The sequence below is a fragment of the Corynebacterium sp. 239_CJEI genome (assembly GCF_001055995.1).
Taxonomy (GTDB): domain Bacteria; phylum Actinomycetota; class Actinomycetes; order Mycobacteriales; family Mycobacteriaceae; genus Corynebacterium; species Corynebacterium jeikeium_D.
The window spans coordinates 30,316-54,481 of sequence record NZ_JVOW01000011.1 but is presented as its reverse complement, the minus strand read 5'-3'; the positions used below and the strand labels follow the sequence as shown (position 1 = coordinate 54,481).

Annotated in this window: 20 protein-coding genes; 2 read left to right on the top strand and 18 right to left on the bottom strand. The window is 60.0% G+C overall.

Going from position 1 to position 24,166, the window contains the following annotated elements; translation table 11 throughout:
• Positions 1 to 152 precede the first annotated feature (152 nt).
• Complete coding sequence (locus tag ADB08_RS03945) at positions 153 to 1,337, top strand: IS256-like element IS3503 family transposase (protein WP_015382061.1); 1,185 nt, start codon at positions 153 to 155, stop codon at positions 1,335 to 1,337.
• Between the two features lie 36 nt (positions 1,338 to 1,373).
• On the opposite strand, the gene ADB08_RS03940 is transcribed toward ADB08_RS03945, so the two are convergent.
• From ADB08_RS03940 to ADB08_RS03855, 18 genes are all read right to left on the bottom strand, one after another.
• On the bottom strand, positions 1,374 to 1,727 hold the full coding sequence (locus ADB08_RS03940; RefSeq protein WP_239660013.1) for a hypothetical protein: 354 nt from the start codon (positions 1,725 to 1,727) through the stop codon (positions 1,374 to 1,376).
• 126 nt (positions 1,728 to 1,853) lie between these two features.
• Entirely contained in the window at positions 1,854 to 3,197 is a 1,344-nt protein-coding gene (locus ADB08_RS03935; RefSeq protein ID WP_049171019.1) for a DegV family protein, read from the bottom strand.
• Entirely contained in the window at positions 3,187 to 3,894 is a 708-nt protein-coding gene (locus ADB08_RS03930; protein WP_053087306.1) for a histidine phosphatase family protein, read from the bottom strand. The genes ADB08_RS03935 and ADB08_RS03930 overlap by 11 nt, the downstream gene beginning before the upstream one ends.
• Before the next feature lie 2 nt (positions 3,895 to 3,896).
• On the bottom strand, positions 3,897 to 4,355 hold the full coding sequence (gene rsfS / locus ADB08_RS03925; protein ID WP_005511538.1) for a ribosome silencing factor: 459 nt from the start codon (positions 4,353 to 4,355) through the stop codon (positions 3,897 to 3,899).
• Between the two features lie 87 nt (positions 4,356 to 4,442).
• Positions 4,443 to 5,198, bottom strand: a complete 756-nt coding sequence (gene nadD, locus ADB08_RS03920; RefSeq protein WP_049171017.1) for a nicotinate-nucleotide adenylyltransferase — start codon at positions 5,196 to 5,198, stop codon at positions 4,443 to 4,445.
• Positions 5,199 to 5,219: 21 nt separating this feature from the next.
• On the bottom strand, positions 5,220 to 6,563 hold the full coding sequence (locus ADB08_RS03915) for a glutamate-5-semialdehyde dehydrogenase (RefSeq protein ID WP_239660012.1): 1,344 nt from the start codon (positions 6,561 to 6,563) through the stop codon (positions 5,220 to 5,222).
• Positions 6,564 to 6,577: 14 nt separating this feature from the next.
• Positions 6,578 to 6,730 carry a hypothetical protein gene (locus tag ADB08_RS11645; protein WP_016422316.1) on the bottom strand — a complete coding sequence of 51 codons (153 nt, stop codon included), beginning with the start codon at positions 6,728 to 6,730 and terminating at the stop codon, positions 6,578 to 6,580.
• Complete coding sequence (locus tag ADB08_RS03905; RefSeq protein ID WP_049171011.1) at positions 6,731 to 7,444, bottom strand: class E sortase; 714 nt, start codon at positions 7,442 to 7,444, stop codon at positions 6,731 to 6,733. It abuts the gene before it with no gap.
• A 175-nt stretch (positions 7,445 to 7,619) separates the two neighbouring features.
• Positions 7,620 to 8,966: a glutamate 5-kinase gene (gene proB, locus ADB08_RS03900; protein ID WP_049171008.1), complete on the bottom strand. Its 1,347-nt coding sequence runs from the start codon at positions 8,964 to 8,966 to the stop codon at positions 7,620 to 7,622.
• 98 nt (positions 8,967 to 9,064) lie between these two features.
• The gene (gene obgE / locus ADB08_RS03895; RefSeq protein ID WP_049171005.1) at positions 9,065 to 10,579 is read right to left on the bottom strand and encodes a GTPase ObgE; all 1,515 of its coding nucleotides are present in this window, start codon (positions 10,577 to 10,579) and stop codon (positions 9,065 to 9,067) included.
• Between the two features lie 257 nt (positions 10,580 to 10,836).
• The gene (gene rpmA, locus ADB08_RS03890) at positions 10,837 to 11,094 is read right to left on the bottom strand and encodes a 50S ribosomal protein L27 (protein ID WP_016422312.1); all 258 of its coding nucleotides are present in this window, start codon (positions 11,092 to 11,094) and stop codon (positions 10,837 to 10,839) included.
• 40 nt (positions 11,095 to 11,134) lie between these two features.
• Positions 11,135 to 11,443 carry a 50S ribosomal protein L21 gene (rplU, locus tag ADB08_RS03885; RefSeq protein WP_038628111.1) on the bottom strand — a complete coding sequence of 103 codons (309 nt, stop codon included), beginning with the start codon at positions 11,441 to 11,443 and terminating at the stop codon, positions 11,135 to 11,137.
• A 383-nt stretch (positions 11,444 to 11,826) separates the two neighbouring features.
• Entirely contained in the window at positions 11,827 to 15,897 is a 4,071-nt protein-coding gene (locus ADB08_RS03880) for a translation initiation factor IF-2 N-terminal domain-containing protein (RefSeq protein ID WP_049171002.1), read from the bottom strand.
• A gap of 571 nt (positions 15,898 to 16,468) precedes the next feature.
• Positions 16,469 to 16,879, bottom strand: a complete 411-nt coding sequence (gene ndk, locus ADB08_RS03875) for a nucleoside-diphosphate kinase (RefSeq protein ID WP_038629458.1) — start codon at positions 16,877 to 16,879, stop codon at positions 16,469 to 16,471.
• An 84-nt stretch (positions 16,880 to 16,963) separates the two neighbouring features.
• A complete protein-coding gene (locus ADB08_RS03870; protein WP_016422309.1) occupies positions 16,964 to 17,479 on the bottom strand; it encodes a DUF4233 domain-containing protein in 516 nt (171 codons plus the stop codon).
• Positions 17,476 to 18,981, bottom strand: coding sequence for a bifunctional tetrahydrofolate synthase/dihydrofolate synthase (gene folC / locus ADB08_RS03865; protein WP_246819399.1), 1,506 nt, complete (start codon positions 18,979 to 18,981; stop codon positions 17,476 to 17,478). The genes ADB08_RS03870 and folC overlap by 4 nt, the downstream gene beginning before the upstream one ends.
• Positions 18,982 to 19,205: 224 nt before the next feature.
• Positions 19,206 to 21,941 carry a valine--tRNA ligase gene (locus ADB08_RS03860; RefSeq protein ID WP_049170997.1) on the bottom strand — a complete coding sequence of 912 codons (2,736 nt, stop codon included), beginning with the start codon at positions 21,939 to 21,941 and terminating at the stop codon, positions 19,206 to 19,208.
• Positions 21,942 to 22,154: 213 nt separating this feature from the next.
• Positions 22,155 to 23,138, bottom strand: coding sequence for a malate dehydrogenase (locus ADB08_RS03855; RefSeq protein ID WP_049170995.1), 984 nt, complete (start codon positions 23,136 to 23,138; stop codon positions 22,155 to 22,157).
• Positions 23,139 to 23,368: 230 nt separating this feature from the next.
• Here ADB08_RS03855 and ADB08_RS03850 point away from each other — a divergent pair, with 230 nt between their 5' ends.
• Positions 23,369 to 24,154 (top strand): TetR/AcrR family transcriptional regulator, encoded by a 786-nt coding sequence (locus ADB08_RS03850; RefSeq protein WP_016422305.1) that lies wholly within the window; start codon positions 23,369 to 23,371, stop codon positions 24,152 to 24,154.
• Positions 24,155 to 24,166 lie beyond the last annotated feature (12 nt).

Genomic DNA, 24,166 nt, shown 5'->3' with positions numbered 1-24,166 from the left:
GGGTTAAGTAAAGAAAAGTGTGTCCGCATGCCACCATAACCCCAGACCACACACCACAAATCACCAAAGAATAGCTCCCCGAAAGCTATTACCCACACCATCCCACACCTCCGGCCACATTTGTGCTAACCGCACACCGGTTGGATTAAAGGATGACCACCAACCGCCCCAGCTGCCCACTATGCGGCAACAACACAAAGAAAAACGGCACCACCAGCAAATCAACCACCCGTTGGCGCTGCACCCACTGCGGACACTCCTTTACCCGCAACACCCAAACCCACAACAAAAACACCGCCACCATGGCTTTGTTCATCCAATGGGCCACCGGCACCCAATCTCTAACCACCTTCGCCGCACACCATGGCGTAACCAGGCAAACCATGCACCACCGATTCCGATGGTGCTGGTGGATCATCCCCACACCCACCATCGACTCATTCCGCATCCATGACCAAATCTTCCTCGACGCGACCTATCTAAAGTCCGGATGCCTCCTGATCGCAGCCAGTAAAACCCACGTCATCAACTGGACCTGGGCCAGACACGAAACCACCGCCGCCTACACCGAACTCCTACGCCCCATTGCCGCACCACTAATCGCAGTCACAGACGGCGGACAAGGTGCCCAATCAGCCATCCACCACTGCTGGCCAACAACACGCATCCAACGCTGCCTCGTCCACGCCCAACGAACAGTCCGCCGCCACACCACCAGCAACCCCCGCACCGATGCCGGCAAAACCCTCTACCGCCTAGCCCTGAAACTCACTCGCATCACCGACCTTGACCAAGCATCCACATGGGTCGCCCACCTGCACGAATTCGACCACACCTACCGGGAATGGATGAACGAGAAAACCACCATCAAAGACCCCGTTACCGGCGCCTACACCAAGGTCTACACCCACCAACGCGTCCGAGCGGCCTATCAATCATTGCTATCTCTGCACCGCAGAGACCTGCTGTTTACCTACCTGCAACCCCCACCAACAACCATCGACCCCGACAACCTTGCAGCAACAACAAACAGCCTCGAAGGTGGCATCAACGCCCCCATAAAAGAACTAGCCCGCAGACACCGCGGACTATCACTACCGCATCAACGCACAGTGATGGATTGGTGGCTGTATCTACATACAGAAGTCCCTGACGATCCGGTCAAGATCGCCAGGGACCAACGATGGGGTCAAGACGCACTTTCCACAGCAACAGACCTGATCACCCACAACACCACAGCCACTACCAATGACATCGGTGCACCAGCAGAATACGACACCGCCATCGACACCAGCTACCAACACAACCTCGGCATCCAAAAAGGCTGGATCAAATAACCGCAACACGCCCGGAAAAGACACACTTTTCTTTACTTAACCCCCAGGATTCACAACCAACCCCACCACCGACACAATCAACGGCCCCGCCTGTGCCTGAGCGTTAGTCTCCTGCCCCGGACCGCCCGGCATCTCCGCTGAGGTCTCGGGCGTCTCCGGTGTCGTCCCCGCGTCAGCCGCGTCCTGCACCGCAGGCATCTCCACCTGCGGCGTCGACGGCCACACCACCGCAGCGATTGCTCCAACAGCCAACACCGCAATCACAAGGCACGCAGCCATCGCCACCCGCGGCGTCACCACCGCCCGGCGCGTGGAAAAGTCCACCGCCATGCGCTTGTCTTGATCAATCGGTTCCAGGTAGTCCGCCAGCCGATTCCGCAAATTCGTCACGATGCGCACACTAGCGCCCCGCACCACGCCCCACCTTGACGAAAGCACTCATCAAGGCGTCATCTGTGGATAAAAAATGACCTGCGGAGGTTATCCACAGGCCACATCATCTTCGCAGTTCAGCAACTACTTCTTCTTCTCGTCGCCGTCATCATCACGCTTGTCGCTTGACGACGACTCCCGCGATTTCTCCCCTTCGGTGCCAAATACAGCTCCCTCAGGATCGGACTTATCGCGCAACGCCAAATCAGAGATAGCTTTCGCCAGACGCTCAGCCTTGTCCAGGGCTGCTTGGCGATTCTCACTCCACGTTGGCAATTTCGAAACAGCCGTGGTGAAAAGCGGAATTCCCTGTTCATTAGTCACGACTGTGCGATGGATTCGTTTATTGCGGTTGCGACTGGCAGCCGGATTCTCAACTACTTTCACCTCAGCCTGGTCGGTGATTGGCTCACCTGGGCCCGTGGTGCCAGCGTTTTCAGCCGAACCGTCCGTGTCAGCAGAGTCACCGGAATTGTCTATGTTCCCGGAATCGTCGTCTACCGCGTCTGCAGCCACAGCATCAACAGCAGGCGCGTCACTCTCCTCCACACTGTGGAGCAGCGCTGTCACGCCCATCTCTGTTTCAAAATCCATGGCATTCGAATCAATCGAGCCACCGGAGACCATGCCAACTGCATAGGCTCCCTGCCCGACATGAGCGGTAAGAGACTCCGGCAAATCCAGGATTCTAAACCGGGTATCGTCGGGTAGCTCTTCGGCAAGCATGGCCTGGAGCTCGTGAACGTCGTCAAGCGCATCGGAATGATGCAGCAATACCGCAGGCGGACGGTTCGCCGATGACGCGGACCGCACCATCTTCGTGGCGAAATCCACCATGCGCTGCTTGACCTTCGCCTCTGTCCGGCACTTGGCGACCAGCGCTAGTGAGCCATCTTTAATACCGACGATGGGCTTGATAGCGAGAGCCGTGGAGAGCATTGCTTGGCCTGCAGAGATGCGACCGCCACGGCGCAGCGAGTCAAGCTTCGGTACGAACAACCAGAGTCGATAGTGCTGCAGCACATCACGAGCTACATCGGCAACCTCATCACGACTGGCCCCGGCACGCGCGGCCTTAGCTGCCGCGATGGCAGCGGCACCGACTCCAGCTCCGACGGTGTCGGTATCGATGATGGTCACACGGTCCAGCGCACCAGCAGCGGTGACAGCGTTAGACCAGGTAGCGGACATTCCCTTGCCAAGATGCAGGGCGACAACGCCAGCGTCAGAACCATCCTTGTTGGAGCGTTCCAGCGCACGCGCATATGCGGCGCACAACTTCAGTGGACTGACTGCCGACGTGGTGACGGCGTCTTCATTGATGTCATGGCCGATGGGAACCACGGTGATGTCGAGCTTGCGGGCAACCTCCGGCATCAGGCACGCGGTGTCATCGACAACAATGCGAACGCGACCGTCACCGGGCATGGCGGCCTCCTGAAGAATGAGAAACCTGCGACTCCCGCTCACGGACCTTCGCGTTAAAAGCATTCAGGTACCAGGAGGTCTCACCATTGACGCGCGTGCGCTGCTCCATTTCGACCCACGCAGTGTTGCCCAGGCCGTTGAACGTGCTGAAGTAGTCGCGCGGCATCTGCAGCAGGGCTGCGGTAGCGGCAGCAATGGCACCACCGTGGGATACGAGCACAAAGGTATCCGACTCCCAATCGGGGTTAGCCGCTAGCTCAGCAATGACCGCCAGCATTCGGTTGGAAACCTCAAAACGGGTCTCGCCGCCCTTGGGCGCCCAGTTGAGATTATGGCGCCAGTGGTCACGCATACCGGGAAACGCGGAGTCAATCTCGTCGTAGGTGCGCTCTTGCCATTCACCGAGGTTGGTCTCACGTAGCCGCCTATCAAAACTCAACTCTGCACCGGTGGCCTCAGCTAGCGCGCGGGCGGTGTCCGCTGCCCGGGTCAGGTCAGAGGACACGATTTTTGTGATTCGCGGTTCAGCCTCCGCCAGGTACCGCGCCGCAGTACGGGCTTGCTCGCGACCAACGTCGGAAAGCTGCGTGTCCAGCTGTCCCTGAATGCGGCCGGTAGCGTTATACGAGGTCTGCCCGTGCCGCAGCATAATCAGGCGACGTCGAGCAGCAACATGTGCCTCGCGTGAGCCCGCCACAATTAAAACTCGTCCGTGTCCGGGTTTTCGGCAGCCAGCGGAATCTCGTCGATAGAACGAGCATTGCGGGCGGAATCTTCGCCGTCCTCGTTGCTCGGCTGCTCGATGCCCTCGACCTCGATGCGCGGGCAATCGCGCCACAGTCGATCCAGGCCGTAGAAGTCGCGTTCTTCACTGCGGAAGACATGCACGACAATGTCGCCGTAATCCAGCAGCGCCCAACGTCCCTCACGGACACCTTCGCGGCGAACCGGCTTTGCGCCGAGGTCACGCAGATCGTCCTCAATTTCGTCGACGATTGCGGCAACCAGACGCTCATTGTCAGCACTGACCAGGACGAATGCGTCCGTAATCACCACCGGGCCAGAGACATCGAGAACAACGACGTCCTCACCCTTTTTGCTATCGGCGGCCTTCGCCGCGGCGGTCGCCAGCTCAATGGCGCGTGGTTGTGCAGTCACGAAAGACTTCAGCTCCTTGTGATTAAAAGTCGTGAAAAACAGCGTTTGTACTTGTAACTTACCGTCTCAGCGGGATTTTGCTAACTTTCAGTCCGCGGTATCGGACTTCGCATCCACCGATGCCGCATCCTCGGAGGTCGAGTTCACCGATGCGGGGCCCACAGAACCAACCGTGCCCTCAGCAGACTGGTACAGACCCCGCTTAGCGATGTACTGCACCACGCCATCCGGCACCAAGTACCAAACAGGGCGTCCTGCCTCCGCACGCTTTCGACAATCGGTAGAAGAAATAGCCATGGCGGGAATCTCGATGAGGTGCAACCGTGAAGCGTCGATTCCTTCCAGGTCCTCTGCCCGCAGGTGAACCCCTGGACGAGTGACACCGACGAACGTTGCTGCGTCGAACATCTCCTCCCAGTCCCGCCACGTCATAATCTTCTGCAGCGCATCGGCACCGGTAATGAAGAACAGATCCGCATTGGGATAGATGACCTTCAAATCCCGCAGCGTATCGACGGTATAGGTCGCACCCGGCCGGTCAATATCAACCCGCGAGACCGAAAACTGCGGGTTCGACGCAGTGGCAATGACCGTCATCAGGTAGCGATCTTCGCTGTGAGAGACCTTTCGGCCGCGCTTTTGCCACGGTTCACCCGTGGGCACGAAAAGCACAAAGTCCAGGTCAAAACGGTCTGCCACTTCGCTCGCGGCAACCAGGTGACCATTGTGAATGGGGTCAAAAGTGCCACCCATTACGCCAATGCGCTGCCGGGGCGCTTCCGCCGACTTCGCTGTCAACGCGGCGTGTACTCGCGACCGCACACTTTTCTTGCGCTTAATCATGACTGGCACTTTACCCGGGCACTACGGACGAGTCTGTCCACGACCAGCCAGAACCCACTTGCTGCTGGTCAACTCCGGCAGCCCCATGGGCCCACGGGCGTGCAGCTTCTGGGTGGAAATACCAATCTCTGCGCCGAAACCGTACTGCTCACCATCGGTGAACGCAGTGGAGGTATTGACGCTGACAGCGGCAGCATCAACACGGTCGACGAACTCCTGGCACACGCCCCAGTCACGTGCAGAGATAGCTTCCGTGTGACCCGAGGAGTACTCAGTGATGTGATCCGTCGCGGCCACCACACCGTCGACAATGCGTGCGGCAATGTCTAGCGAAAGGTACTCATCCGACCAGTCTTCTTCCGTCGCAGGAATGACCTCACCGGTCCACCCAGAGGCCGCCAGATTATCGACATCGCCGTGGACCGCAATGCCCGCGTCGGCAAGCGCGTCCAAAATGCGGACCTGATCCTGCGCGGACAGCGCCGAGTCAATGAGAACCGTTTCAGTGGCGTTACAGACGCTCGGACGGCGGGTCTTGCCGTTAATCATCAGCGCAATCGCCTCGTCGATATCGGCGGAAGCATCGATGTAGATATGGCAGTTACCGGTACCGGTCTCAATGGTCGGCACCGTTGCCTTCGTCACGACGGCCTCAATCAGACCGGCACCGCCGCGCGGAATCACTACGTCAACCAGGCCGCGGGCAGTGATGAGATCCTGCACGGAATCGTGGGTCTCACACGGCAGCAGCTGAACAAGGTCCTCCGGTGCATCGTGGTTGGCCAGCACCTCACGCAAAACCGCGACCAGCTGCGTGTTGGAGTGGACGGCGGACTTGGAGCCACGCAGCAAGGCCACGTTGCCCGACTTCAGCGCCAGACCAAAGGCATCGACAGTAACGTTCGGGCGAGCCTCATAGACCATGCCCATCACGCCCAGCGGAACGCTGACCTGGGAAAGCTTAATGCCGTTAGGAAGAGTGCTTCCCCGCAGCACCTCGCCTACCGGATCCGGCAGGGCCGCAACCTGGCGCAGCCCACCGGCAATACCCTCAACACGATTGGCGTCAAGACGCAGGCGATCCAGCAGGGAGTCACTAAAACCACGGGCCTTACCGGCCTCGATGTCCTTGGCGTTGGCTACCAGAATCTCTTCAGTACGGGCGACCAGCGCATCTGCTGCGGCCAGCAGGAGCTCGTTCTTGCGTGCCGACGTAAAGCGAGCCAGCTCTCCCGCGACAGCCTTGGCACGCTGTGCCTTATCTAAAACCTCGGCGCGCTCAGCAGCACGCTCCGGGCTAAGAGCCGAATCCTCGGCAATGCCCTGTTGAATGGTGTTAGCAGTTTCGTTCGTTTGAGCAGTCATGCCTACCAGCATAACTAGAGTGAGACATCATTTGAAGGAATTAGCTCAGCAACCCAAGGAAAGATGTAATTCATCAACAGCAGGAACACGATGACGGCAATCACGATGGTGATGATCGCTTTCACCCACCACGGACCCGGCAGGGATCGCCAAAAAGCTGCGTACATCTAGTTGACCTCCTTGGTCTCAACACCGGCGAGAACCGCGTGAATAATGAGCCGATGAGTGTTGTCCCACTGCGGATGGCAGGTAGTCAGCGTAAGTAGAGTCGCGTCACCGACCGGATTGAGGACATCGGCGCGGTCTGGAGTGACAATGTGCTGGCCGGGAATCTCGGGGACGTTAGTTCCTTCTGGCACGCAGTCGAAGCTTTCCCCTGCGCCAGCCATACCGTCGACCGGCAATACCTTGTAGCGGTAAATAGCATCACGCGTCTCTACGGTGATGTCATCGCACGTCTGCAGGCGGTCAATGTTGTCAAAGGGAGCTCCGTGGCCGTCACGATGGGCGGCATAAGAGCTGTTGCCCACCTGCCCCGGAAGGGCTGTGCTCGGATAATGGCCGGGGCCACCGCGCAAAACTTCCTGAGAGACACCTTCGAATACGACCAAATCGCTAAAACCGGCCTTAGGAGCGGAAATCATCGCCACCGCAGAGCCAGGCACCCAGGAGCCCTCAACAGCTGGCTCCGTGCCTTCTGGCGCCTGAGCTGCGGCCGATGCCGGTGCGGACCATGCCTGCTGCAGCTCATCACGAGCCTGCTGCTGAGCTTTCCCAGTTTCAAGACCAGACCAGTACAGCAGATAAAAGGCGAAGAGCGCCACCAGCACTCCAGCTGTCAAGAGCAACTCGCCGATGACGCCAATAATTTTCGATAACACACTTAGGATTATGCCCGAAAGTTCCTCATCCAGGCAGTCCGCGCTCAGGCGCTCCTCCCCCCAGCCAGTCCGCACTCAGCTAGTCCCCACTCAGCCGGTCTTTGCCGAGGCACCTCTGTCCGGGCGCGCCCAGGTGCGCGTCTTTAAGCGCTGCAGCTCTCAGCGCAACGCTCTCCTAAGCGCGGGAGGCGAAATCCGACAGGTAGTCGGCATGGACGACAGGCTTCTGCATGTCATTCGGCAATTCCTCGGTGTGGTAGCCGATCATGCCCAGCAATTCTTCAGAGTCATAGTTGACCTCGCCGCGTCCGATGACCTCACCGCTCGGGCCAATCAGGTCGACGATGTCACCAGCGGAGAACTCACCGTCAACCGAGGTGATACCGACCGGGAGCAGCGACTTGCGCATGCGGGTCACAGCGTCGACCGCGCCGGCATCCAGGCGAAGCAGGCCCGAGCTATCCGCTGCGTAGAGCATCCAGAACTTCCAGGCGCTCAAGCGGTTGTCCTTCGCGGCGAAAGCGGTTCCCACATCTGCCTGGTCCAGTGCTCGCTCAATGTTGGACGCCGAAGTCAGCAGCACCGGCACCCCAGCACGCGAAGCCAGGCGTGCGGCAGACACCTTCGAGGCCATTCCACCGGTGCCCAATGCCCCACCGTCACCGGCGATAACACCACGCAAGTCGTTACCGCTGCGCACCTCTGGCACAAAGGTTGCACCTGGATCGGCCGGGTTGCGGTCGTAGAGGCCGTCGACGTCGGAAAGCAGAATCAGTGCATCGCAGTACGCCAGGTGACTGACCAGGGCGGCCAGGCGGTCGTTGTCGCCGAAGCGGAACTCCGAGGTCGCGACCGTGTCATTTTCGTTGACAATTGGCACTGCACCCAGCTGGCGCAGGCGGTCGATAGTGCGCTGAGCGTTGCGGGCACGCGAACGCACACCTGCATCGTCCGAGGTCAAAAGCACCTGCGCAGAAGTGCGGCCATAGCGCAGGAAGGAGCGTCCCCACTCCTGTGCCAGGCGCACCTGCCCCACCGCTGCAGCCGCCTGCTTGGTCGCCAAATCAGTGGGACGCGAAGTCAGCCCCAGCGGCCCCATTCCGGATGCCACCGCGCCGGAGGACACGACAATGACATCGCTAAAGCCCATCCGCTTTTCCAGGGCATCGGCAATGAAGTCGATGCGTTCGGGATCGGTACGACCGTCAGATCCGGTCAACGAGGAAGAACCAATCTTCACCACGACACGCTTCGCGGTCCGAATTGCCTCACGAGTCTCGGAATCGAAACCGCCTTTGGTTCCCGGAGATAAATTCTCAGTCGCCTTTTCAATCTCAGCGACGGTGGACTCAGGATTGTTGTGAAGCAGCTCGTCGACCTCCTCACGGGAAATCGGCGCGTCCGATTCAGACTTCGGGGTAGCTACCGGGGCATCTAATGCATCTGCTCCAGTGACGTCAACATCGTTGGCAACGGTGTCGGAAGGGATAACTGACTCACTCATTTCACTAATGGAAAACATGACGGTCTAATGTAATTCTGACTATATAATTGTTTAAACAATTAATGGCAAAATGCAAGTTTGAAGTCTTCGCTTGCCGACGACGCTGGCGCCCGCGACTATGAGTACCGGTCGCGAATAGCCTCTTCGCCATCTCCGAAATCGTACTCGTCAATCAGACCACGGCGGGCCTGCGATGCACGCTTACGCTGCTCAGCGCTAGTGCGCTCGTTGACGTAGAGACGATCGTCGGTACCACGGCCACTCGGCACGAAGTCATCGGTGCCCGCGACCTGCTGCGGGTACCACTCGAAGGTGAGATAGGAAATCGTCACCGGGCAGCCAACCGTTGCCCCAGCCTTTGCCAGGGCATCTTCTACACCAAGCTTGGCCAGGCGGTCAGCCAAGTAGCCGACTGCCTCGTCGTTTTCGAAGTCCGTCTGGTTAATCCAGCGTTCCGGCTTACGGCCACGCACAATGAACCCATCTGGGGTATTCGGATCGCGCTCGATGGTGAAGTCCGCGCCTTCGCGCTTCTTGCCACGCACACCTTCCGGACGGATGACCGCACGGGGCTCCTGCTCTGTTGGCAACGGATGCGCCTTGCGGTAGGCGGCAATCTGATCCTTCAGGCCGTAGGTCAGCTCCTTGAGTCCCTCGTGCGTCACCGTAGAGATCTCATAAATCGGCCAGCGGAACTTCTCCAACTCCTCGCGCTGCATGTCAATCATCTCGCGAGCATCGGGCAGGTCAATCTTGTTCAGCACGATGACGCGCGGACGCTCTGCGAGGTCCCCAAGCCCCACGTCGGCCTTCAGCACCGACTGGTAGTTGGCGAGTTCCGCCTCCAACGCCTTGATGTCAGAGACCGGATCGCGGTCGCCCTCCAGCGCAGCAGCGTCCACCACATGCACCAGCACAGCACAGCGCTCAATGTGACGCAGGAAATCCAACCCAAGACCACGGCCTTCAGACGCCCCCGGGATAAGGCCCGGCACATCTGCGATGGTGAAGGACTCGTAGCCAACGTTGACCACACCCAGGTTCGGCTGCAGCGTGGTAAATGGGTAGTCACCAATCTTCGGCTTAGCAGCGCTCAAGGTGCTGACCAGCGAGGACTTTCCGGCTGACGGGAAGCCCACCAGTCCAACGTCTGCCATGGATTTGAGCTCCAAGACAAGATCCTTGGCCTCGCCAGGCTCACCGAGGAGAGCGAAGCCCGGCGCACGGCGGTTCTTGTTCGCCAGCGCTGCGTTGCCCAGGCCACCGTAACCGCCTTCAGCGGCGATGAAGCGGTCCCCCTTACCGGTCATGTCCGCCAGCACTTCCCCATCCTCGGTCATCACAACCGTGCCCTCCGGCACTCCGAGAACCAGGTCCTCGCCGCGAGCACCATTGCGGTGATCACCCGCGCCGGGCTTACCGTTGGCAGCCTTGATATGGGGGTGGAAGTGAAAGTCCATCAGAGTATGGATCTGGGGGTCTACCACAAGCACAATGTCGCCACCGTGGCCACCGTTACCGCCGTCGGGGCCACCCAGTGGCTTGAACTTTTCACGCAGCACCGAGTTACAGCCGTGACCGCCGTCGCCGGCCTGCAAATGCAGCACGACACGATCTACAAAACGAGACATAAAATCACACACACTTCCGAGCGGAGAGCCATCTTCTAGTGCCTGGAGTAATGCCCTAATTTAAGCGAGCCGACGGGCAGAAGTCTAGGCGGTAACAAAACGCTGCCTCGCAACCTAACGGCGCGAAACAGGACATAAACAACAAAAGAGCCGATTACCTTTCGCAGTGGGAAAGGAATCGGCTCTTCTGCAAGGCAGTTAAACCTGCCTCAAATTCAACGTTGCAGTAATCCTATGCGGACAACCGAAGGTTGTTCTTAGGAGTTGTTCTCAACGATGCTGACAATGCGGCGGTTGCGGCGGGTACCGAACTCGACTGCGCCTGCCTTCAGAGCGAAGAGAGTGTCGTCGCCGCCACGGCCAACGTTCTCACCCGGGTGGAACGAGGTACCGCGCTGACGAACGAGAATCTCGCCTGCCTTAACCTGCTGGCCGCCGAAGCGCTTCACGCCGAGGCGCTTAGCTTCGGAGTCGCGGCCGTTGCTGGTGCTGGATGCACCCTTCTTAGTAGCCATGATTTTCTCCTAGGGAAAAGCTAATTGGAATTTCGGCGGTTTACTTGGAGACGCCGGTGATCTTCAGAACAGTGAGCGGCTGACGGTGGCCGTAGCGGCGCTTGTAGCCAGTCTTGTTCTTGTAGTGCATGCCGCGGATCTTCGGGCCCTTGACGGCCTCGACGATCTCTGCGTTAACGGTAACGTTGGCAAGCTTGTCGGCATCCGCAATGACATCTGCGCCATCGACGAGCAGAACCGGGGTGAGAGCCACGGACGAACCCGGCTCACCCTCGATCTTCTCGACCTTGACGAGGTCACCTTCGGCAACCTTGTACTGCTTGCCGCCGGTCTTGACGATCGCGTACATAGGAGGGCTACCCCTTTATCTGAGAAACTCGACTCAAGGAATCCTTGTAATTCCTTGACTGGACAATGGAATTGCGATTAGTTGCGTGTGCAGAACACTTCAGGGACATACCCGAAAGCCAAATCCGAGTAGATTTCCCCGCTCTGGCCGTTTCCTTACCGCCAGCACCTCAAGCGCCAGCGGGCATGACCAGATACGCCTACTAATCAGCGACTGGTCAAGAGTAGCGAAAAATCCCCCTAAATTACAAACTGCCCGAGTAAGACCCTGTCCCCCATTGGTTTTCACGGTCTTCTCGGGCAGTTTCCGAAGCCACTTTCCACCCCCTGCTTTAGGGGACGAAAAACAGCCTCCTATCTGGCCTTATTCCAGATTTTTAATACCTAGTTCCGGCCGCTTCGGCGCACCGCACGACGCACTCGGCGGCGACGATTGGCCGGTTTCTTCTGCGGCACCGCAGCACCGCGATTAGCCTGCTTCTGCTCTGGCTTAGTAGCGCGGTTTGAAGTGCCCTGTCGCTGCTTCGGCGCAGTCGCTCCAGCATCGCTTTGCGACGAGACCCTGCGCACCGCCCGACGGCGATTACGGCGAGCTCCCGTGCCCTGGACCGCTACCACTTCAACCCGCGACTTGCCCGAGCGACGGCCACCGCCACTGCGGTTGGCGCTGCGGTTGCTGTCATCGTGGTTGTCTTTTGCACGATCTCCGCCCTTGCTGCCTTCTGCGTCCGCCTTTGGCTTAGTGGACTCGAAGTCCTCGCGACGCGGTGCGCGATCCGAGCGGGAGTTACCGCGAGTCGGACGACGACGGCGTGGGGAACGCTCGAACGCCTCCTTAGCCTCCTCATAGGTCTGGGACTCCGTGGCCGCAGCCTTGGCGGTCTTGTTAGCGTTGCCACCCTTGTCATCCTCGGCTGGCTCCCGCACATCTGTGGTGGAAGCTGCCTGGGACTCGGTCTGAGGCGCAGTGGTCTCATCCACAGCCGTACGACGAACAGCGCGACGACGGCGACGTCGAGCACTGGCGCTGCTGGAGCGTTCAGCGTCGCCACGGCCTCCACGGCCGCCACCGTTATCGGCGATGTTGGCGCGCTCAGCACGAGCCGGGCGCTCCGAACGCTTGCGACGATCGCCATGTTCTTCGTCGCGGTCATCAGCGTCGCGTGCAGCCGAATCAACGGCGACATGCTCCGCTACCCGGCGACGCGTAGCCCGACGGCGGCGGCGCTGTCCCTCCTGCGGCATGTAACGGTCATCCGATGGCTCTTCCGGATCCTTCTCACGGGCTTCCGCAACAGCTGCGGCAGCCAGAGCAGCCAGGTCATCGGAGCCCTCCGAACGCTCGTTGCGCTCATCACGCTCGCGGCGCTCCTGACGGCCATTGCCGTCCTGTCGCTGCTCATCGTTTCGGCTCTGGCTCTTACGAACCCGGCGACGACGCGGTGGCTTCGGCTCATCGTTCCCAGAAGAGACGATGACAGCTTCGACAGCAGCTGCAACTCGCTTGTCGGCTGCGTCTTTATCGCGCTGGTTGGTCTCCGCGTCGTCGTCACGCGTTGCCTTGGAAGTGCCGGCCTGGTCGCCCTGATCGCGGTGCATGGCGAGCGCGGCCGGGTGGTTGGCCGGATTGTGCTCCGAGCGCGACTTGTTGCGGCGCTTGGACTTACCCTGCTCTTCGTTGCGGCGACCGTTCTTGTGACCACGGCCCTGATTGTCCTGCTCGACCGGGTCGATGTGGATAATCAGACCACGGCCATTACAGCAGCTACACGGCGTGGAGAAGGTCTCCAGCAGGCCTGTGCCCAGACGCTTGCGCGTCATCTGGACGAGGCCGAGCGAGGTGACCTCGGAGACCTCGTGACGCGAGCGGTCGCGGCCGAGCGCCTCCTTCAGACGGCGCAGCACCAAGTCCTGGTTTTCCGGCAGCACCATGTCGATGAAGTCGACGACGATCATGCCGCCCAGATCGCGCAGACGCATCTGGCGGACGATTTCCTCAGCGGCCTCCAGGTTGTTGCGAGTGACCGTCTCTTCCAGGTTTCCGCCAGCACCGGTGAACTTACCGGTGTTGACGTCGATGACCGTCATGGCCTCGGTGCGGTCGATGACCAGCGTGCCGCCCGAGGGCAGCCAGACCTTGCGGTCGAGTGCCTTGGCCAGCTGCTCATCGATGCGGAAGTGCTCGAAGACATCAGCGCCGCCGTGCTCCTTGGCGAAGTAGCGCTGCAGACGCGGCTCCAGCTCCGGTGCCAGGTCGCCGATGTAGTCCGTCACTGTGTTCCACGGACGGTCGCCCTCCACCACAAGACGCGAGAAGTCCTCGTTGAAGACATCGCGGACGACCTTGACCAGCATGTCCGGTTCTTCGTACAGCGCAATCGGCTTTGCCCCGCGCTTCGCCTTCGCCGCCTCGGAGGCTTCCCAGATTTCCTGCCACTGCGATTCCAGGCGCTTAATGTCGGCCTGGATGGCCTCCTTGGACACGCCCTCGGCCGCGGTGCGAATAATCGTGCCCGAGCCCTCCGGCGTAACCTCACTCAGAATCGACTTCAGGCGCTTGCGCTCCGGCTCCGGCAGCTTGCGGGAAATACCCGCGCTCCGGCCGCCCGGCACGTACACCAGGAATCGACCAGCCATCGAAATGTGAGTGGTCAGACGCGCGCCCTTGTGACCAATCGGATCCTTGGACACCTGGACCAGAATCTGGTCGCCGGCCTTCAGCGCATGTTCAATCTTGCGCGAACGCGACTTCGTGCCCAGCAGCTTCCAGTTCAGGTCACCTACGTAAATGACACCGTTGCGGTCGGTTCCGATATCGATGAACGCCGCTTCCATGCTGGGCAGGACGTTCTGCACGCGACCGAGGTAGATATTGCCGATCTGCGTGGTCTGCGTGTCAGAGGTAACGAAGTGCTCGACCAGCAGGTCATCTTCCAGCACACCCACCTCAGTGACAATGCCCGCGTGGTCATGGCGCTTGCGCTCACGCACCACCATCGTGCGCTCCACCGACTCACGACGAGCCAGGAATTCCGCCTCCGAGATTACATGGCGCTTGCGCGATTCCTCACGACGCTCGATACGGCGACGTCGCTGCGCCTCCAGGCGAGTCGATCCCTTAATCGCCTGCGGTTCCTCGACCTCTTCGCGGGTTTCCTCTTCCTCGCGCTCTGTGTTTTCGGTGGTCTTCTCCGCCTGTTGCGCGTCATCATTACGACGCCCACGTCCACGACGGCGACGACGCGGGCGCGGCTGACGCTCCGTTTCGCTTGACGACGAGCCGTCCTGCCCCTCCCCCGCGTTGTCATCGGTGCCCTGGTTGGAGGCACCGCTGTCAGCCGAAGCTGCATCCTCGGTGGCCGAATCCTTGGCCGAGGCCGGAACAGCCTGCGGAGCCAGGAAGATAGGCGCAAACGCGGTCTGCTCTTCCGCAACCGGCGGCTCCGGAACTGCCGGCGGCTCGATATCTTGCAGGGCTTCGTCCTGAGTTGCCTGCGTATCCTGCGGCTCTTGCGTTTTCTGCGGCTCTTGCGCTTCCTGAATTTCCTCTGCTGCTGGAGCGCTGGTCGTGCGGACCGCACGGCGAACTCGGCGACCACGACGTGTGGTCACTGCAGCGCTCTTTGCAGCAGGTGCTTCGGCGGAAGCTTCCTCAGCGGAGGTTTTCTCAGCGGTCTCGGCTACGGTGTCGGAAGCCTTTTTGTCGGCAGCCTTCTTATCGGACGCCTTCTTCGACGACGACTGAACGACAGCCTCAACAGCTTCCTCGACGACCGAGTTCGAGTCCTTCGGCTCGTCCTTCGCTGCGGTTTCTTCCGGAGCGCCAGCGGTCTTCTTCACAGCCCGCTTACGTGTTGCCCGCTTCTTAGTCGTGCTCTTCTTCTCTGCGCTCTGCTTCTCTTCAGCCTGCTTCTCTGCGCTCTGCTTTGCCGAGGATTTTCTAGCCGAGGCCTTCTTGGTGTCCTTCTTCTCGGTCACTTCCTCGGCAGGCGCTGCGTCCGACTCCGCTTCGCTCTTGGCTGCCTTCGGCGCAGCCTTCTTTGTGGCCTTCTTCGCAGCCGACTTCTTGCCGCTCTTCTTCGCAGCTGGCTTCTTCTCGGACTTAGCTGCAGTTTGCTCGTCCGACTTCTCATCTGCCGCGTTCGGCTTACCTGCCGACTGTTTTTCCTTCGCGGCTGGCTTTTCGCCGGTTGGCTTGGTCGCAGCGGATCCGTCGTCAAGCGAGGCATCCTCTGGATGATCACCGATGAAATTCAGCACTGCGTCGAGCTGATTTTGATTAATGGTGGACGCAGCGGACTTTACGACGATCCCCGCGTGCCCCAGTGCTTCGATGGTTTCCTTCGAGGTCAACCCCAAGCTCTTGGCCAGGTGGTGGACTCGGGTTTTCAGAGCCGCTGACTCACGATCAAATTCGCGTGCCTTAGCGACAACATCCTGGCTGAAATTTGCCACTGTATTTGTTTCTCCTTGACACCCCACCACGCAAAACCCGACAACAGGAAGCACACTCTTTGTCATTCCATGTGCGCCTACATCCGTTGTGGCCTTGGAAACCAGGCGGAGCAACGATGTTGCGACAGCCACTTCATTTGCGCCAAATGCGCAGATAGAGGGCCGAAAACGATGAACAATTATGAAAGTCTTATTGGCAGGCCTACCGGCTGACTCGGGGATTCAGCGATCACATGCGGCATATTTCATCCGCCGGAGCGAACTCCCGGGCACTACTGCTGCTGTCCATTGTCGCACATATCGAGCAGGTGGCGCGCACCGACATTGGTGGCGGCGGGCCAATCCGAGTTACTGACTGCGTTTATGACAGAAATGGCCTGAAAAATTGCCGGAAAGTGTCATAAACTCCTACAGTTTCACATTTGCAGCCCGTGCCCGCATTCACACGTGCAGCCCGCTGAAGGGCCGCCCCACGGTCGTCGACAAGCAAAAAGCGCCGAACCGGCAAACAATTGCTTGCTCAGTTCGGCGCCAGTTCAACGCTCACGGGTCAATGCTGAACCGTCAACGTTTAGAGGTTCGGGAACCAAATACCAATCTCGCGCTCAGCGGACTCCGGGGAATCGGAACCGTGAACAACGTTGTTAGCAACCTCAAGTGCGAAGTCACCGCGGATGGAGCCCGGAGTTGCGGCCTCAACCGGGTTAGTGCCGCCAGCGAGCTGACGCCAAGCAGCGATTGCGTTCGGGCCCTCGATAACACCAGCGACCAGCGGTGCAGAGGTGATGAAATCAACCAGCTCACCAAAGAACGGCTTATCGACGTGCTCTGCGTAGTGCTCCTTCGCAGTTGCCTCGTCAGCAACACGGAGGTCAAGCGCGACCAGCTTCAGGCCCTTACGCTCAATGCGGGAGATAACTTCGCCGACCAGACCGCGGGAAACGCCGTCCGGCTTGATCAGAATAAGAGTACGTTCAGTCATGGTGAGCATCATACTATGACAAACCCCGCTGCACCGGAGTGGTGGTGCAGCGGGGTGAAAGTCGCGACTACGAGCGCGGGAGATCTACGAGTGCTGGGTGGTCAACAGACCGCGCTCCATACGCTGGATGAGGTTCTTCCGCAGGTGCAGAATGTAGGCCCACACTAGTGCGAAGAAGATACCCACCACGCCCATCGACACGTGTGTGAAAATAGCCAGCACACCAAAGACCTGCAGTACAATGTTGGCCTTCAGCGCCCAGGGCTGCTTCTGCAGGAAAGCCATCGCAATCAGAGCCAGGCCCAGGATGGTGATGTACGTAACCGAGAAGGTCTGGTTAATCTGACCGTCGGGAATGCGCGTGACCACAGTCAGACCAAGCAGCACCGAGATAGCCTGCATGATCAGCGTGCCGGACATAACACCGCGCAGACCCTTCAGCGGGTCCTTAGCCGGATCGTGTCCCGCACCGAGCGGACCATACTTGCCGCCCTCACTCAGGTCACGCCCCTCGCGGTAGGCGCGCAGGGCCTCGCGGTCGGCAGCGGTGTAATCCTCCGCGCCATTGCCCTGTGGCTGGCTCGCCTGAGATTCGCTCATTGCGGGTCCTTTCCAAATAGTGTCCGGGCCTCGCCCGCGGTAACAACAGATCCAGTGACAATCACACCGGAACCAGAGACAATACCGTCACCGGTGTCGGTTTCCTCAGCCAGCGCGACAGCTAGCTCAACGGCGGACGGCAGAGTTGGCACGCGATGCACGCGCTCCTCGCCGAAAATCTCCTCCGCAAGGTCAGCCAGGTCGTCGTAGTGCAGCGCACGCGGCGAGGTGTTCTGGGTGATTACCACTTCTTCGAAGTACGGCTCCAGCTCCACCAGCAGCCCACGAGCGTCCTTCTCCCCCAACACCGACAGCACACCAATGACACGGCGGAAGTCGAACTCAGCGGAGAGCGCCGTGCGTAGCGCACGGGCACCGTGAGGATTGTGGGCGGCATCGATAAACACCGTCGGGGTCGAACGCACGCGCTCCAGGCGGCCGGGCGATGCGACCGTCGCAAAGCCTTCGCGAACCGCATCAATGTTGAGCGGACGCCCCGGACCTGCGCCGAAGAACGCCTCCACCGCAGCCAGTGCTGTGGCTGCGTTACGCGCCTGATGCGGACCGTGCAGCGGCAGATGGATGTCGTCATACTCGCCGGCCAGGCCCTTGAGCGTCAGGTTCTGCCCGCCGACCGCCAGCTGATGACTGACGACGCCGTACTCAACTCCAGCGCGGGCGACGGAGGCGTCCATTTCCACGGCACGTCGCAAAACGACGTCCATTGCTTCCGGCTCTTGCTCGCCGACAATGGCGACATTGTCCGGTGGCGTGAGCAAGTCGTCCTTGTTCCACCGCGACTTGATGATGCCGGCCTTCTCAGAAGCGATTTCAGCCAGGGTATCGCCGAGGTACTCCGTGTGATCGAGACCGATTGGGCAGATGACTGCCACGTCGGCCTCCACCACGTTGGTCGCATCCCATGTGCCACCCATGCCGACTTCCACCACGGCGACATCGACAGGAGCGTCGGTGAAGGCAGCGTAGGCCATGGCCGTGAGGACCTCGAACTTACTCATCTGCGGGCCGCCCTTTTCGGCGGACTTGGCGTCAACCATTTCCACGTAGGGCTGAATCTCGCGCCAGATGCGCACGTAATCGCGTGGATGAATGGGCTGGCCATCGATGGCGATGCGCTCGGTAACCAGCTGCAGATGCGGACTGGTGGTGCGGCCGGTGCGACGACCGAGAGCGCGCACCAGCGACTCAATCATGCGCACAGTGGAAGTCTTGCCATTCGTGCCGGCAACGTGAATGACCGGAGTGGCACGCTCAGGATGGCCAAGGATGTCCATCAGCATCTCGATTCGCTCGAGCGACGGGTCAATCTTGGTCTCCGGCCAGCGCTGATCCAGCTCGGCTTCCACCTCTGCGAGCTCGCGCAGCTCCTCGGCGGTGGCCTCCAGCGGAGCCGGCTCATTGACTGGGCGATCCACATCCACCGGCAGGCTCAGGCCTTCCTCGGACACGGAGACCTCACCGAGGCGCATGTCATCGGGCATGCGGTCATCAGCCATCACACCGGCGATTTCGCGAGGTTCGAGGTCCTCGACGATCTGGGAGTCAGCCGGATCGAATTCGAACTCAGGCGCTGCAGTGGACTCCTCTCGCAGCGCAGACTCTTCCTGCGTCACCGAATCGTCGCCGCCACCAAGATTCAAACGAATCTCCCCTGCAATCTCATCGTGTGATTCAGCACCCCGAGGTTCGATATCCCGTGGTTCGGTCATGCCTGCGGAAGTCCCTCCAAACGAGCCTTAATGCGGTCAATTTCCTCCAGTGCGAACTGGTGGCGAGTCTTGATCTTCTCCACGACCTGCTCCGGAGCCTTGGACAAGAAGGCCTCGTTGCCGAGCTTCTTTTCGGTGCCGGCCAGTTCCTTCTCGGCCTTGGCCAGGTCTTTTTCCAGGCGCTTGCGTTCAGCGGCCACGTCGACGGTGCCGGAGGTATCCAGCTCGATCAGGACCGTGGCCTGAGACAGGCGCACCTCAATGGAAGCGGTAGCGGTGAAGCCGTCCTCCGGTGCCTCAGCACGAGCCAGCGAACGAATCATCTCTTCCTGAGCAGTCAGATCAGCATCCGCCAGGTTCATGCGTGCCGGCACGCGCTGCGACGGCTTCACACCCTGGTCATTGCGGAAACGACGCAGCTCGGTGACCAACTTCTGGGCATCGGCAATACGACGTGCGGCAACCTCATCAACAGCAGCGCCGTCGGTGGTCATGGTTGCATCCGGCCAGGCGGAAATAACCAGAGAGTCCTCGAAGCCCTCCGCGCCGTCGGTAAGCGCCTTCCACAGCGTCTCCGTGACGAACGGCATGGACGGGTGTAGCAGACGCAGTAGCGTATCCAGCACGCGGCCTAGAACCAGACGAGTGGAGGCGGCTCGGGCGGCCTGCTCCTCGGTCATGGTCTCGCCGTCATTCAGGCGTGGGAAGTCAACCTTGGTCATCTCCAGGTACCAGTCACAGACCTCGTCCCATGCGAAGTGGTAGAGGGCCTCGTTGGCCTTGGAGAACTCGTACTTATCCAGCGCAGAGTCGACTTCGGCGCGGACCTGTTCCAGGCGGTCCAAGATCCAGCGGTCGGTGTCGGTGAGCTGGTCACGGTCCGGCAGCTCGCCCACGTGGGCACCGTTCATCAGTGCAAAGCGGGTGGCGTTGAACAGCTTGGTAGCGAAGTTACGGGAGCTCTGTGCGGCGTCGTTACCGACCGGCAGGTCAGAGCCCGGGTTAGCGCCACGAGCCAGCGTGAAGCGAAGTGCGTCCGCACCGTAATCACGCACCCAGTCCAGCGGGTCAATGCCGTTGCCGAGAGACTTCGACATCTTGCGACCCTGCTCATCGCGGACCAGACCGTGCAGGAAGACATCCTTGAACGGCACCTGCGGACGACCGTCGCGACCCTTGCCCAGCGGTGAATCAGGCAGGGTGGCAGCAAAGGTCGAGAACATCATCATGCGCGCGACCCAGAAGAACAGAATGTCGTAGCCGGTGACCAGCACGGATGTCGGGTAGAACTTCTCCAGCTCTGGGGTGGCGTCCGGCCAACCCATCGTGGAAAACGGCCACAGCGCAGAGGAGAACCAGGTATCCAGCACATCCGGATCCTGCGTCCAGCCGTCGCCCGTCGGGACCTCATCATCCGGGCCGACACAGACGACCTCGCCATTCGGGCCGTACCAGATCGGGATGCGGTGGCCCCACCACAGCTGACGGGAAATACACCAGTCGTGCATGTCATCGACCCAGTCGAACCAGCGCGGCTCCTGCGAAGCCGGGTGAATAACCGTGTCGCCCTCGCGAACAGCATCGCCGGACATCTTGGCCAGCTCATCGACCTTAACGAACCACTGCAAGCTCAGCAGCGGCTCAATCGGCTCACCCGAGCGCTCCGAGTGACCAACCGAGTGAACATACGGGCGAATCTCCTTGACAATGCGTCCCTGCTCACGCAGCGCCTCCGTCAGCGCAGTACGGGCCTCTGCACGATCCATGCCGTCGAAACGCGTGCCAGTGTTGAAGATACGGCCAGTAGTGTCGATGACCTCCGGCATATCCAGGTCGTGGCGCTGGCCCATAGCGAAGTCATTCGGATCGTGCGCCGGCGTGATCTTCACCGCGCCGGTACCGAACTCGCGGTCCACGTAGTCATCGGCGATGACCTGAATCTTCAGGTCCTCGCGGAACGGGTGGTCCAGAACCTTGCCCACCAGGTGCGTGTAGCGCTCATCCTCCGGGTGCACGGCAATTGCCACGTCACCCAGCATCGTCTCCACACGGGTCGTCGCCACAACAATGGAGTCCTCCCCATCGCCGTAGCGGAAAGACACGAGCTCGCCTTCAGCGTCCTCGTACTTGACCTCAATATCCGAGATTGCAGTCTGCAGCACTGGCGACCAGTTGACCATGCGCTTGGCGCGGTAAATCAGGCCGCGGTCAAACAGTTCCTTAAAAATCGTCTGAACCGCACGGGACAGGCCCTCGTCCAGAGTGAAGCGCTCACGTGACCAATCCAGGGAGTCACCAATCTGGCGCATCTGGTTGCCGATACGTCCGCCGTAATCGTGCTTCCACTCCCAGACCTTCTCCACGAATTCCTCGCGGCCGTAATCGAAGCGGTCCTTACCTTCGGACTCCTTCAGCATCGCCTCGACCTTGGTCTGCGTTGCGATACCCGCGTGGTCCATACCCGGCAGCCACAGCACCTCGTAGCCCTGCATGCGCTTACGGCGCACCAGCGCATCCATCAAAGTGTGGTCCAGTGCGTGGCCCATGTGCAGCTGACCCGTCACATTCGGCGGGGGCAGCACAATAGAGTAAGCCGGCTTGGAGCTAGACGGATCAGCCTCGAAATAGCCAGCGTCTACCCAGCCCTGGTACAGGTCCGACTCCACGTCAGCCGGGTTCCACGACTTGGGCAACTTATCTGCTCTGTTTAGGTCCACGTTGTTCTCAGTCACGCGTCACATCTTAGCGCCTTGCCCGGATTTGGTTTTCCAGGGGCTTTACGACGGCCCTTGCGCCCCACCCATATCTGCTATCAGCGACTTATGCACCGCCGAATTCAAGCCTTATTCTCGCTCCGAACCAAACCGTGATTACCGCGCAAAATAAAAGCGCTCTCTTGTGAAATCATCACAAGAGAGCGCCTCTAAACGGCCGTTGAACAGCTCTTAGACCAGCAGGTCCTTAACAGCCTCGCGCTCTTCGCGCAGTGCCTTGACGTTGCGCTCGATGCCAGCGCGCTGAACCTCGGAGAGATCCAGGCCCTCAACGCGAACCCACTCGCCGTCCTTGGCGTAGCACGGAACACCAGCGACCAGGCCCTCGTCGATGCCGTAGGAGCCGTCGGACGGAAGTGCGACAGAGACCCACTCGCCCTCTGGGGTACCCGTGACCCAGTCACGCATGTGGTCAACTGCGGCAGCTGCAGCGGAAGCTGCGGAGGAAGAACCGCGGACCTCGATGATTTCTGCGCCACGCTTCGCGACACGCGGGATGAAGTCCTGCTCGACCCATGCAGCGTCAACCTTGTCGGAGACCTTCTCGCCTGCAATGGTGGCGTAGGTGATGTCCGGGAACTGGTCTGCGGAGTGGTTACCCCAGACGATCATGTTCTTGATCTCAGTGGTCGGAACACCAATCTTTTGCGACAGCTGGGACAGGGAACGGTTGTGGTCCAGGCGCATCATGGCAGTGAAGCGCTCTGCCGGGATGTCCTTAGCGTGGGAAGCGGCAATCATGGTGTTGGTGTTGGCCGGGTTGCCGACAACCAGAACCTTGATGTCGTCTGCTGCATGATCGTTCAGTGCGGCACCCTGCGGACCGAAGATCTTGCCGTTGGCACCCAGCAGTGCGGAGCGCTCCTCGCCCTTGCCGCGCGGCTTTGCACCGACCAGGAATGCGGCGTTGGCACCGTCGAATGCCTTTGCCGGATCATCGGTGATGTTGATGCCAGTCAGAAGCGGGAAGGCGGAGTCAAACAGCTCCATGGCGACGCCTTCGGTGGCGTGCAGCGCCGGAGTGATCTCCAGCAGGTTCAACTCAACCGGGGTCTCAGGGCCGAAAACCGAACCGCTGGCAATGCGGAAGAGCAGGGAGTAAGCGATCTGTCCGGCGGCGCCGGTAACTGCAACCTTTACGGGAGTCTTGTTCACTTCAGGCCTTTCTCGAGAGAGAATCAATTCGCTGCCCACTCTAATGCGACTACAGAATTGGCGCAGACGGGGGCGATGCGCTCAGGCCATTTCTGAAAAACGGATAGCATTAGGCATGACTTACGGTCGTGTACTCATTTCACTAGAAAGAAGTCCGCGACTGACCAATTTCACCCCCGTTAGATAGCCAAAACCCCTTAGTCTCTCTCTAGTCCAAGCAAAGGATTTTCATGAAGTCTCCAGGCTCCTCTGATGCAATCCCCCATGCAGTCTTGGTGGCAGCACTTCAAGAATTCACCGCAAAGGGGTATGCAGATGCCCGTTTGGATGCCATTGCTGCCGCCTCTGGTGTCTCCAAGCGCATGCTTCACTACCACTGTGGTGACAAGTTGGGACTCTACAGGGCGACGTGGGCACATGTGCTGGAGACCGTAAGGCCTGACGACGACGACCTGCGCCCGCACTCCAATGTGCCGGTGGAAGCCCTGCAGCATGTGGTCGGTGTTATCTATGACTACTTCTCGGCGAACCCGCTCGCCGTGCGGTTCATCATCCAGGAAAACCTACATCCGGTCCTGCCGCTAGAAGGCGTGACTGGGCTTGGTGGTCAGAGCCCAATTGTTTTGGAGTTTGACCGCATCTTGTTGCTCGGCCGCGATTACGGTGCATTCCGCACTGATATTTCCGCACTTGATCTTTATATTCTCGTGCTGTCGCTGGCCACCTTCCCCACCCTGCACCAGCGGACTTTTGAAAACCTCTACGGCATTGAAATGCAGTCGACAGTGTTGTCGGACAAGCTGCGTGAGTTCGCTCAGGACACTGTGACCAGCCTGTTGACGTCCTCGCCTCGCAACGAACCGGGCAGCTCGTACACTTCCCTGCTGGCCTCCCATGGCGCCAACTCGTCCGCGCTTGGCGCAGAGGTCTACGGCGATCAGCCCAACCCAGAGACTCAAGACTTGACTACTGACGATGCCCCGGATTACCGCGACATCTACGGCATGGACGACTAGGGCTCCATACAG